Genomic DNA, 12,500 nt, shown 5'->3' with positions numbered 1-12,500 from the left:
TTGCCGCAGCCAGGCACAGACAATGCACGCTGGAGTTTGCAAATGAATCTTAAAGCCCTCTTTTCCGCAGGGGTCGTGGTTGCCGGTCTTGTCTTCGCGCCGTCCGCCATGGCACAGGACCTGACCGAAAGCCATCTTGCAGCTGCACGCCGCGCAGTGCTCGCAACGGACGCTCTTTCCGCGTTCGATACCATCATTCCCGAGCTGGCAGAGCGGACCACGGGTATCTTCATTCAGGCCGATCCGTCCCTGACCGGTGTGCTCGATGAAGTGGTGACCGAAGTCGCTCTCAAGATGACCGGCGAGCGTCCCGAGCTGAACAAGATGGTCTTTGAAGTCTGGGCCCGCCGCCTGACTGAAGAAGAGCTGACGGAGATTGCAAACTTCTATGAGAGCCCGACGGGCAAGAAGCTGACCCAGCTGTCGCCGGAAATCAGCGCGCTGTCGATCGGGGCGGCCCGCCAGTGGCAGGACAAGCTGTCTCAGGAAATGGTCGTGCAGGTGCGCGGCGAGCTTGAGAAGCGTGGCCTGATCAAGCAGTAAGCGGCTTCCGCTTACCCAGCGGCCCCGGAGACGGGGCCGTTTGTTTTTCGACATGACCTGAAGGATCTCACAGGATGAGCGAGTTCAACTACGATCTGTTCGTCATCGGCGGCGGCTCTGGCGGTGTCCGGGCGGCGCGGATTGCTGCGACCCATGGCGCGCGCGTCGCGATTGCTGAAGAATACAGGTATGGCGGAACCTGCGTCATCCGAGGCTGCGTGCCGAAGAAGCTGTTCGTTTACGCCTCAAAGTTCTCCGAAGAGTTCGAGGATGCGGCTGGCTTTGGCTGGACGGTCGGCGAGCGCAGCTTCTCCTGGCAGACGCTGATCGAAGCCAAGGACAAGGAAATTGCGCGGCTGGAAGGCATCTACCGCCGCAACCTTGACCGTACCGGCGTCGAACTGTTTGACAGCCGTGCCGTCATCGAGGGCCCCAACAGCGTGCGGTTGCTCTCGACGGATCAGGTCATCACCGCCCGCTACATCCTGATCGCAACGGGCGGCACGCCGAATGTCGATCCCTCGCTGCCTGGCTGCGAGCACGTCATTACCTCCAACGAGGCCTTCCATCTGGCCGAAATGCCGAGGCAGGTGATCGTCGCCGGTGGCGGTTATATCGCCGTCGAGTTCGCCGGCATCTTCAACGGCCTCGGCGCGGAGACGACGCTGCTCTACAGGGGCGAAGAAATCCTGCGCGGCTTTGACAATGATCTGCGCAAGGCCGTACGTGAGGAGATGGAAAAGAAAGGCATCAAGATCATCTGCGGGGACACGTTCTCAGCGATCGACAAGGATGCAGAAGGCAAGCTCACGGGCCATACCAAGGGTGGCAAGGCGCTGCCTGCTGACCAGATCCTTTTGCCATCGGACGCCGTCCCAACATTGCAGGCCTTGGCCTCGAAAAGGCTGGCGTGGAGGTGGGGGAGGACGGAGCCATCCGGGTGGATGAAACCTCTCGCACATCCGTTCCCTCGATCTATGCCGTGGGCGATGTGACCAACCGGGCCAACCTGACGCCTGTGGCCATCCGCGAAGGCCATGCCTTTGCCGACACCGTCTTTGGCGGCAAGCCCTGGACGGTGGATCACAGCCTCATTGCGACGGCCGTCTTCTCCCAGCCGGAGCTGGGAACGGTTGGCCTCACTCAGGAAGAGGCGCTGAAGCGCACGCCGAACCTCGACATCTACAAGACCAGCTTCCGTCCCATGAAGCATACCCTCTCGGGCCGGGATGAGAAAATGGTCATGAAGCTGATCGTCGATGCAGATTCGGACAAGGTTCTGGGCGTCCACATCATGGGCCCCGATGCTGGTGAACTGGCACAGGTGCTTGGAATTACCCTTCAGATGGGTGCAACCAAGGCCGACTTTGACCGGACGGTCGCAGTGCATCCCACTGCAGCCGAGGAGCTCGTGACCATGCGTGAGCCTACGGAGCGCCTGCGCGGCTGAAGCCCGCCGACATGACCTGAAAAAGGAAGGGCCCCCGTTCCCTGTGCGCACGTTGCACCGGGAACGGGGGCCTTTTCTTTGAGCCTTTGAGGCGTGACGTGATGGTTACCGGTTAAAGACGGCGTATTCCTGCCGCCTCAGTGCCCGCGCCCTTTCGGCGGGCGCTTGACCACAGTGCCCCCATCGCTGATGGCCAGAGGGGATCTCAGAGGAGCGGCAGCCGGTATCGTGGCCGCGACAGCGTCCGTGTCTGGCAGATCATCCTCTGCACGTGGCAGGCTAGCCGCAAAGACGAGCGTGCCGTCACGTGCGGATTTGGCGGCGTAGAGGGCTGAATCTGCTGCCGCAAGCAGAGCCTCATCTGTGCTGCCGTCAATGGGGGCGATGGCAATGCCGAGGCTGACGCCGAGCTCTGCGTGGATGCCATTGGGCATCGGAATCTTCTCGTCCAGCGCAGCCATGATCCGGCGGCCCAGAGCGGCCAGCTGGTCGATGTCCGCGAATTCGATCACCACGATCACGAACTCGTCGCCGCCCATGCGGCCGGCAACGCCTGCGCTGCCAACGGTGGCTTCAATCCGGCGGGCGACGGTTGCGAGAACGTCGTCGCCTGCAGCATGACCGTAGGTATCGTTGATCTGCTTGAAGCGGTCGAGGTCACATCCAATCAGCGCGAAAGGTTTGTCCGGCAGGCCGGAAATGGCATTGGCGAGAATGGCGCTGATCTGCCTTCTGTTGGCAAGTCCTGTGAGCTGATCGTGGTCAGCAAGATAGGCAAACTCCTGTTCGCGCTGTTCCAGCGATTTGGTCAGGGTTCCGACCTTGCGCGATACGGCGAAGGCGGAGCCTGCCAGCATGGCCCAGAGCAGCAGGATGCTCGGCAGGATCATGCGCCAGACATGCTCGCCAGGTGTTTCACTGGTCCAATGGAAATGGCCTATGATGGTACCGTCTGGTGACCTGATAGCCCAGCTCGTGCTGCCCGAAGGTGGCGTCTCTCCTGGCACAAACTTCATATCGCGGAAGGCGAGCTGCGAATTAATGTCGGCCGTGAAGCCTTCGTCGATCAGCCGTGCAGACATCAGAATGACCGGAGGTCCGGGAGGCTGCGTCACGGCTCCGTCGTCCGGGATAATCGGCATGGCGCTGATGAATGTCGGTGTATGGTCAAGCAGAACATATGTGAATGTAGCCATGTCATCGACGGCGGGCGGCCCGCTGCGGCCTGCAGCGGCCTCTGACGTTTTGCGCAGGGCCTCGAATTTGCGCACTGCGGCCTGAGACACTGTCAGCAGTACAGACGAAGGCGGCAGGCTCTTGCGGCCGATGCGGGAGATCTCCCTGCGTGACTCAGCGAGCAATGTGCCTTGCGGGTCAACGAGGAAAGCCCGCTCATGCCCAAAATCGTACCAGAGCGAGTCAAGCAGCTCATAGCGGACAAAGGCCGGATTGAACTTGACCGAGATGTTAGCCACCGCCCGGTCCCAGCGCGCCAGGGTCATCTGGTCCCTCGCCATCAGCCGTTGCCGGTCGTGAAGCGCACTTTCGATAAGGCGCATTTCGTTCCGCACAGCTTGCCGGTCGGCCGCGCGAGAGGCGATGTAGCCGACATAAAGCAGGGATGCTGTTGCCAGCACCATGAGAAGCGATGCGAGAAAGTAGACCTGATGAGTAAGACTCCAGCGTCCTGCCGGGTTCTTGCCGATGCCTGTCACGGATGACACGCTGCCAATCCTTTCTGGATGTGATGGCCCGCGCTATGCGGAAGGCCTGCGTAAGTATCTGCAGGCTACGACATACCTGTAAAAATGATGTAGGGTATAATTGGAAACAGGCTCTTAAATTCATCAAGGGTATTTGGTGTCTTTTTCCTTCCAATTCATGTCTGCGTTACTCTACTTTTCATTCCTCCGTATTTTTACGATGGGGTGCCCGGAGTGCCGTCGGTTTCCGTTCCGGCAGGCCGGACGCGTGCGCAGCGGCCAGGCTTGCATGGCGGCACAGCAGCCACGGTCATCCGGAATGCTGGCGGGCTACTGTCCTGGACTGTAGTCTTGAGCCGTCAAGCCGTGTATAAGGCCGCACGTTTCTTGTCCTTCGGGGGAGACGTTTGAAGCACGTGATGTGAGGAAGTTCCGGCGCCCGGTCTTTTGACGGCAGCGGGCTGACGGCAGGTGTAGGATCTGCCGCCCGTTTGCTCAAGGCAGGGCAATGCAGCCGGACCGTATTGGAGACTGTGTGATGGCGGAGAAGTGGACACCGGACAGCTGGAGATCCAAGCCGATCTTGCAGGTGCCGGATTATCCCGACAAAGAGGCCCTGGCGGACGTCGAAAAGCGTCTGTCGACCTATCCGCCGCTGGTTTTTGCAGGTGAGGCGCGTCTTCTGAAGCGCCAGCTTGCGGATGTTGCGGCAGGACGGGCATTCCTTCTGCAGGGTGGTGACTGTGCGGAGAGCTTCGCAGAGCATCATCCGGACCACATCCGTGACTTTTTCCGCGTCTTCCTGCAGATGGCTGTCGTCCTCACCTATGCGGCCTCCCAGCCGGTGGTGAAGGTGGGCCGCATCGCCGGCCAGTTCGCCAAGCCCCGCTCCTCGGACATCGAGAAGCAGGGTGACGTGGAGCTGCCGAGCTACCGCGGCGACATCATCAACGACATCGCCTTCACCCCGGAAAGCCGCATCCCGGATCCGAACCGCCTGTCCATGGCCTACCGCCAGTCGGCCGCGACGCTGAACCTGCTGCGCGCCTTCGCGCAGGGTGGCTTTGCCAACCTTGACCAGGTGCACCGCTGGATGCTGGGCTTCGTCAAGGACAGCCCCCAGTCGCACCGTTATCAGGAGCTGGCGGACCGGATTTCGGAATCGCTCTCCTTCATGCGGGCTTGTGGCGTCTCGCCCGATAGCGTGCCGCAGCTGCGCTCGACCGATTTCTTCACCAGCCACGAGGCGCTCCTGCTCGGCTACGAGCAGGCCTTCACCCGTGTCGATTCCACCTCGGGCGACTGGTATGCGACCTCGGGCCACATGCTGTGGATCGGCGACCGCACCCGCCAGCCGGATCATGCCCATGTGGAATTCTTCCGCGGCATCAAGAATCCGATCGGGCTCAAGTGCGGCCCGTCGCTTTCACCGGATGGGCTGCTGAAGCTGATCGACATGCTGAACCCGGAGAACGAGGCTGGGCGCCTGACGCTGATCTGCCGCTTCGGTGCGGACAAGGTGTTCGATCATCTGCCGCAGCTGGTGCGCGCCGTGGAGCGGGAGGGGCGCACGGTTGTGTGGTCCTGCGATCCGATGCATGGCAACACCATCACCGCAGCCGGCTACAAGACCCGTCCGTTCGAGCGTATCCTGAAGGAAGTGGAAGCCTTCTTCGCGGTGCACCGCGCCGAGGGCACCCATGCTGGTGGTATTCATATCGAAATGACGGGCCGCAACGTCACCGAATGCACCGGCGGCGCCCATGCGCTCACCGCCGATCAGTTGGGTGACCGCTACCACACGCACTGCGACCCGCGTCTCAATGCCGATCAGGCCATCGAGCTTGCCTTCCTTGTGGCCGAAAACCTCAAGAAGGAACGCGAGGCACGCACGGACAAGATCGCTGCCAGCGCCTGAACGCAGCAGCTTTGACATGTGTCAGAAAGGGCAGGCCAGCGGTCTGCCCTTTTTGCGTTTCTCTCCGCAGGCAGTGGCTCCGTTGAAACTGCAACTAAGTTTCTCCCCTAACCTTGGTTTAACGTGGAGGCACTTAAATCTTGTTTTTGGGCCCCGGGGGAGTTGCAATGCGGATGAGGGTGGATCTGTCGGAGGTGTCGGTCCTCGTGGTCGATGACAATGCGCATATGCGCTCGATTCTCCGCTCCATCCTTGCCGGATTCGGCGCGCGTCGCATTTTCGAGGCTTCTGATGGAGCCGATGGGCTCGAAATCGTCATTGACCGCGCACCCGATCTTGTCTTGCTGGACTGGGCCATGGCGCCGGTTTCCGGTGAGGAGTTTCTGAAGCTTCTGCGAGGGGAAAGGGACCCTTTGCTGGCGACAACGCCGGTTATCGCCGTTTCAGGTCATGCGCGGCGCAGCGTCATTCTGGATGCAATGCGGCTGGGTGTGCATGGTTTTGTTGCGAAACCCGTCGCTCCAGCTGTGCTTTACCAGCGGATAGAGGACGCGCTGCTGCGCCAGGAAAGGAACGGCCGCAGCAAGGGCCTGCGGCGTGAGCGCTCCACATTTGCCGGATCAGATGCTGCTTTTGGTGCTGGCCACATCGCTCCAGATTCTCAAATCTCCGCCGGTGGTGTCGCATTGCTCTAACCATTGATGGCAAGTGGTTATCGTCCGATTGCAAGGCCAGCGCGGGCGCGCTAAATCAGGTGTCATGAGCACAAGCACCCGTCCCGAGGCCCTTTCTGGCCACCTTCGCCTTGCCATTGCCCAGCTGAACCCGGTCGTCGGCGGTATTGCCGGCAATGCGGATATGGCCCGCCAAGCCCGTGCCGAAGCGGCAAGGGCTGGGGCGCATCTCGTGCTGTTGTCTGAAATGTTCCTGTCGGGCTATCCGGCAGAGGATCTGGTGCTGAAGCCCGCCTTCGTCCGCGCCTGCCGTGCCGCGCTGGAAGCCCTTGCGGCTGAGACCGCAGATGGCGGCCCCGGCATGATCATCGGTCTGCCATGGGCGGAAGGCGGCAAGCTTTACAATGCGGTAGCGCTGCTGGATGGCGGCAAAGTACAGGCGCTTCGCTTCAAGTATGACCTGCCGAACTACGGCGTCTTTGACGAAAAGCGTGTCTTTGATCAGGGGCCGCTGCCGGGGCCGGTAGATTTCCGTGGCCTCCGGCTTGGCCTGCCGATCTGTGAGGACACATGGACCGATGAAGTGGTCGAATGCCTGACGGAAACCGGCGCACAGATGCTACTGGTGCCGAACGGTTCGCCCTATTGGGCCAACAAGGCCGACGAGCGGCTTCAGATCATGGTCGCCCGTGTGGTGGAGAGCGGCCTGCCGCTTGTCTACTGTAACCAGACCGGCGGGCAGGACGAGCTTGTCTTCGACGGCGCCTCCTTTGCCCTCAATGCGGACCGGTCGCTTGTCTTCCAGATGCCCCAGTTCACTACGGCGCTGGCCATCAGCGACTGGCGCGAAGGGAGTGATGGCGTCTGGCGGGCGGAGCAGGGCGAATTCGCCAAACTGCCAGATGCGGACGAAGCCAACTGGCTCGCCTGCGTCATGGGCCTGCGCGACTATGTGGAGAAGAACCGCTTCCCCGGTGTCGTGCTCGGCCTCTCGGGCGGCATCGATTCTGCCATCTGCGCTGCCATGGCGGTCGATGCGCTGGGGCCGGAGCGGGTGCATGGGGTGATGATGCCCTACCGTTTCACCTCCTCCGACAGCCTTAGGGACGCTGAAGCCAGTGCAAAGGCGCTCGGCATCCGCTACGACATCGTGCCCATCGAGGCGCCGATGACTGGCTTTACTGAAGTGCTCGCGCCGCTCTTTGCTGGCCGTACGCCCGACATCACGGAAGAGAACCTGCAATCGCGCAGCCGTGGCGTCATCCTCATGGCAATCTCCAACAAGTTTGGCGCCATGGTGGTGACCACGGGCAACAAGTCGGAAATGTCGGTCGGTTATGCCACGCTCTATGGCGACATGAATGGCGGCTACAATCCGATCAAGGACCTCTACAAGACCGAGGTTTACCGTCTTGCCGCCTGGCGCAACGTCAACCTGCCGCAGGGTGTGAAGGGACGGGCAGGCGAGATGATCCCTGATCACGTCATCACCAAGGCTCCCACGGCGGAACTGCGCGAGAACCAGACCGATCAGGACAGCCTGCCGCCTTACGAGGTGCTGGATGCCATCCTGCAAGGGCTGGTCGAAAATGAACTTTCCATTGGTGAGATCGAGGCGCTGGGCTATGAGCGTGCGACCATCGAACGGGTGGAACATCTTCTCTACATCGCCGAGTACAAGCGCCGTCAGGCGCCTCCGGGCGTCAAGATCACCCGCCGCAACTTCGGCCGCGACCGGCGCTACCCCATCACCAACCGCTTCCGCGACCGCTGACCCGCCACGCGCAAGCACCTGATACATCGTAAAGAAAGGGCTGGCTTCACCGCAGGTGGGAGCCAGTGGCATGCCATGAGCAAACCGCAGACCTATGGTGCCTTTCTTTCCGGGAACGCCCGCTGGCTTGGGGCTGCCTTCCTGATGACCGCCTTCTCCGGCTTCGGGCAGACCTTCTTCATCTCCCTGTCTGCCGGGGATGTGCGGGCGGAGCTTGACCTGAGCAATGGTGCCTTCGGTTCGCTCTATATGGCGGCAACGCTTGGCAGTGCTCTAACGCTGCCCACCCTTGGCCGGGTGCTGGACCGCTTCTCCGTGGCGCAGGTTGCGGCTGGCGTCATGGTCATGCTCGGGCTCTTCTGCGCGCTGATGGCCTCTGCCACCTCCATCTGGATGGCCGGCATCGCGCTTTATGGGCTGCGCCTTTTCGGCCAAGGCATGATGAGCAACACCGCGATGACGGCGGCCGGGCGCTGGTTTGATGCGCAGCGCGGCCGCGCCGTTGCGGTGATCGGCCTTGGCTTTCCGGCATCGGAAGCCATCATGCCGGTTACCTTCGTCGCCATCATGACCACCTTCGGCTGGCGGCAGGGCTGGTGGGTGGCTGTGGCTGTGATGCTGGCGCTGGTGCTGCCGCTCGTGCTGCTGCTCCTGCGCAAGGAGCGGGTGCCGGTGAACACGGCCACGGACATCAAAGTGGTGGAGCGCCGGCACTGGACGCGGGCCGAAGTGCTCCGGGATCCGATGTTCTACCTTGTCTCCGCCGGTGTACTGGCTCCACCTTTCATCGTCACGGCGGTGCTGTTTCATCAGTCCTATCTGGTGGAACTGCGCGGTTGGACAAGAGAGCTCTTCGCAATGGCCTTCATCGTCATGTCTGCTTCGGCTGTGCTGTCATCGCTGGTGCTGGGGCAGTTGATCGACCGCTTCACGGCGCGGCGCATCTTGCCTTTCATGCTGGTGCCGCTCGCCTGCGGCACGGCGGTTCTGGCGCTGGTGCATGCTCCTTACGCGCCTTTCATCTTTATGGCGCTGATCGGCCTCTCCAATGGTTTTGTGGCCACCTTCACCGGTGCGCTCTGGCCGGAGCTTTACGGCACCCGGCACCTGGGCGCTGTGCGTTCGGTCGTCTTTGCCTTCATGGTCTTTGCCTCTGCACTCGGGCCGGGGCTGGCGGGCTGGCTGATTGACTTCGGCGTGCCTTATGACGGCCAGATCCTCGGCTTCTCGCTCTATTGCGTGGTGATGACGGCGGCGCTCGCCAGTGCTTCCCGCGTGCTGCTGAAGCGGGATGATCTTGCCAGCACGGCGGACTGAGGGTAGGGGAAACGCATGACCGTAAAGCTCCGCTTCGCGCCCTCTCCGACGGGCCTCATCCACCTCGGCAACAGCCGTACCGCGCTTCTCAACTGGCTCTATGCCCTGAAGAACGGCGGCGAGTTCGTGCTGCGTTTCGACGACACGGATCTGGAGCGCTCGCGCCGGGAATATGCCGATGCCATTGAGGCGGATCTCGCCTGGTTCGGCGTCAAGCCTGACATGATGGTGCGCCAGTCGGACCGGATCGCGCTTTATGACGCGGCGGCGGAAAAGCTGAAGGCGGCAGGGCTGCTCTACCCCTGTTACGAAACGGCGGACGAACTGGAGCGCCGCCGCTCCCGCGCCCGTGCGATGGGCCGGCCGCCGGTCTATGACCGTGCTGCCCTGAAGCTGACGGCGGAGGACAAGGCAAAGCTGGAGGCCGAGGGCCGCCAGCCGCACTGGCGCTTCCTGCTGCCCAATCATGACGGCGACCCGCTGGCTCCGCGCCGCACGGATGTTACGTGGGATGATCTGTGCCGTGGCAGCCAGTCGATTGACCTTGCCTCGCTGTCCGATCCGGTGCTCGCCCGTGCGGACGGCAGCTATCTCTACACTTTCACCTCGGTGGTGGATGACGCGGACATGGGCATCACCCATGTCATCCGCGGCGAGGATCACGTCGCCAACACGGCTGTACAGATCGCCATCTTTGAGGCTCTGGGGGCGCAGCTGCCGCGTTTTGCCCACCACAACCTGCTGACCACGCTGGACGGGGAGGGGCTGTCCAAGCGCAAGGGCGCGCTGTCTATCAGCTCCCTGCGGGAAGCTGGCATCGAGCCGATGGCCGTTGCCTCACTGGCCGTTCTCACCGGCACCAGCCACGCCGTGGAGCCGGTGCGGGACATGGAAACGCTGGCAGGCATGCTGGACCTTTCCGGCATCTCCCGCTCATCCGCCAAGTTCGACCCGCAGGAGCTGGACAGCCTGAATGCCCGGCTTGTCCATGCCATGACCTACGAAGACGCTGCCCCGCGCCTTGCAGCGCTTGGCATCGGCGGCGGCGAGGCCTTCTGGCTGGCGGTGCGGGAAAACTGCGCCCGCTTCGGCGATGCCAGCAGCTGGTGGGACATCATCTCCGGCGATCTGCCTGCCGATGCAGCGCAAGTGGCGGAAGAGGACCGTGCCTATCTGGCCGAGGCCCTCGCTCTCTTGCCCGAAGGTCCGCTGGATGGCGAAAGCTGGGGCATCTGGACCGGCCTTCTGAAGGAGAAGACCGGGCGCAAGGGCAAGACCCTGTTCATGCCGCTGCGTCTGGCTCTGACCGGCCACGGCCACGGCCCCGACATGAAGGCGCTGCTGCCACTTATCGGTCGGGAAAGAACTGCGGCCCGACTTTCCTGACAGGCCCGCGCGCCTCGCCTCTGGCATCCTCGGCCGGTGTTTCCGGTGAGGATGCCTGTCCGCTGGGCTGTTCCCCCTCGTCAGGTACCTCTGCGCCTTCGGCACCCTCCTGCGCCTTGCGCCCAAGCGCGGGCAGCGACGGGCGCATGCTCTCTGCTGCAAGCGGCACATCCGTTGCGGGGAGGGACGCGGTGACGAGACTTGAGGCGTCAAACCCTTCGCGCAGGTTGAGTGACGTGTCCGGATCTGCATCCTGCGGCATGTCATCCGCACTTACCGGAGGCATGGACATCCGGATCGCGTCTGTCTTCGGGTTGCTTGCGCCTTGTCCGGCCACTGCACGTCCTCCGGCGAAGGACAAAATGTCTCCTGCGGTTCCGGAAACCGGCGTCAGTGAGGACGCTGCTTGCTGTGCGGCCTGACAGCTGCAGCCGTTCACATATTCCTTGCGATGGCGGAAGGCGTTGGGCAGATCGCTGTAGCGCTCGCCCGCCAGCGAGATCATGTCTTCCGGATCTCCGCCCGGATTGTGGTAGACGAAGAGACCCGTCTCCGCACCCGGACACATTGCATTGCAGGCAGCCGCATCCTGACCGAATTGGCCCGGCCTCGCGCTGAAGCTGATGGGAAAGAAATAACCGTCACAGGTGCGGACACAAAGGGTGCGGTATGTGGCATTGCGCGGAAATTTGTAGGCTGGAAATGCAAGGCCGTCGCGGGTGCGCTCCTGATCCTGAGGGCCAGCATCCAGAGCCGCGCGGCGCTCCGGCTGCGCCGGCAGCATGACGGTCTTGCGGCTGGGCTGAAGCGGCACGATGGGCGCAGCCGGCGCGTCAGGCTGTCCCGATGCACGGGTGAGAAATCCCCGCGGCTGCTGCGGCGCCAGCTTGGCATTTGTCTGAATGTCCTGCGCCCCCTGCTCCTTGCCGCACATGTTGCGTTGCATCGCTTTGCGGATTCGCAGAATTTCCGCCCGGTTCGCCGCAGTGGCGCCCCGGCCTGCATTTGCCTTGCCTGCCTTCGCGCGCTGGCGCTCGATCTTCGCGAGGTTTTTCTCCATGCGCTGTATCTTGTCGAGGAGAGACGGGCAGCGCGCATTGGCGCCCATGAGGCTGCATTGATAATAGGCCGCATCGCGCCGGGCTGACATGATGGCACGGGCCTGCGCATCTGCGGCCACGTCCCATTTTGAAGCAGCGGATGGCTTTGCAGCTGTCTCAAGACGGGAAAGCTGACGGGCGAGGGCTTCACAGCTCGAAGTGCCGGCAAAGGCGGCAGATGCCCCAATCGCAAGTGTCATGAGGCCAGAAAGGGCCAGAAGCCTGAACTTTACGCGCTTCATGGTGGCAGCCATCCCCAAACCCGGCCACGCATCGGCCTGGTCACTTGTGCAGGCCCAGCCTGCTTCCCAACTTTCCCCGACGCAACTATCAGGGCTTGATCCCCGCATTGCAAGCAACGGGCCAGCCCGGAGCTGCCACGTCAGGCTTTCCCTGGTCTGAACTGGAGCCGCACGCGTTCCATTGCGCCGCAGCAAGCCAAAAGAAATCCGGCAGGCAAGCTTCTTCACACGTGTTTTGGCTGGTGCTGATACGCCATAGGCCGGGCTGTAGTGGCACAGATATCGAGGCCGAATATTGCCTTCTTCACTCCTCTTTTCTGCCAAAGATCTGAATGCCCTACGGCATCCCGGCTGTTCTTGTTGATAAAAAACAGGAGCTGCCATGATTTGCCT

At 62.3% G+C, this 12,500-nt stretch carries 8 protein-coding genes and 1 pseudogene; 7 read left to right on the top strand and 2 right to left on the bottom strand.

Annotated features, from left to right (window positions below; all coding sequences use genetic code 11):
• The first annotated feature begins 42 nt into the window (after positions 1-42).
• Together ACQB61_RS11955 and gor are read left to right on the top strand one after the other, a co-directional pair.
• Complete coding sequence (locus ACQB61_RS11955) at positions 43-543, top strand: DUF2059 domain-containing protein (RefSeq protein WP_430512784.1); 501 nt, start codon at positions 43-45, stop codon at positions 541-543.
• A gap of 74 nt (positions 544-617) precedes the next feature.
• Positions 618-1,993: pseudogene (gene gor, locus ACQB61_RS11950) on the top strand (glutathione-disulfide reductase).
• A 137-nt stretch (positions 1,994-2,130) separates the two neighbouring features.
• On the opposite strand, the gene ACQB61_RS11945 reads toward gor, so the two are convergent.
• Positions 2,131-3,717 (bottom strand): diguanylate cyclase domain-containing protein, encoded by a 1,587-nt coding sequence (locus ACQB61_RS11945; protein ID WP_430512783.1) that lies wholly within the window; start codon positions 3,715-3,717, stop codon positions 2,131-2,133.
• Between the two features lie 517 nt (positions 3,718-4,234).
• Between ACQB61_RS11945 and ACQB61_RS11940 the strand changes: the two genes are divergently transcribed.
• From ACQB61_RS11940 to gltX, 5 genes are all read left to right on the top strand, one after another.
• Positions 4,235-5,614, top strand: a complete 1,380-nt coding sequence (locus ACQB61_RS11940) for a class II 3-deoxy-7-phosphoheptulonate synthase (RefSeq protein ID WP_430512782.1) — start codon at positions 4,235-4,237, stop codon at positions 5,612-5,614.
• 167 nt (positions 5,615-5,781) lie between these two features.
• Positions 5,782-6,309, top strand: a complete 528-nt coding sequence (locus ACQB61_RS11935; RefSeq protein ID WP_430512781.1) for a response regulator — start codon at positions 5,782-5,784, stop codon at positions 6,307-6,309.
• Between the two features lie 64 nt (positions 6,310-6,373).
• Entirely contained in the window at positions 6,374-8,062 is a 1,689-nt protein-coding gene (locus ACQB61_RS11930; protein WP_430512780.1) for an NAD+ synthase, read from the top strand.
• A gap of 75 nt (positions 8,063-8,137) precedes the next feature.
• Positions 8,138-9,379, top strand: a complete 1,242-nt coding sequence (locus ACQB61_RS11925) for an MFS transporter (RefSeq protein WP_430512779.1) — start codon at positions 8,138-8,140, stop codon at positions 9,377-9,379.
• 15 nt (positions 9,380-9,394) lie between these two features.
• Positions 9,395-10,765, top strand: coding sequence for a glutamate--tRNA ligase (gene gltX, locus ACQB61_RS11920; protein ID WP_430512778.1), 1,371 nt, complete (start codon positions 9,395-9,397; stop codon positions 10,763-10,765).
• On the opposite strand, the gene ACQB61_RS11915 is transcribed toward gltX, so the two are convergent.
• Positions 10,728-12,107: a DUF2865 domain-containing protein gene (locus ACQB61_RS11915; RefSeq protein WP_430512777.1), complete on the bottom strand. Its 1,380-nt coding sequence runs from the start codon at positions 12,105-12,107 to the stop codon at positions 10,728-10,730. The genes gltX and ACQB61_RS11915 overlap by 38 nt on opposite strands.
• Positions 12,108-12,500: the final 393 nt, after the last annotated feature.

This window comes from Pannonibacter phragmitetus, from assembly GCF_050510895.1.
In the GTDB taxonomy this organism is placed as follows: Bacteria; Pseudomonadota; Alphaproteobacteria; order Rhizobiales; family Stappiaceae; genus Pannonibacter; species Pannonibacter phragmitetus_B.
Note: the sequence above shows the minus strand (reverse complement) of the source record. Positions and strands in the feature narration are given on the sequence as shown.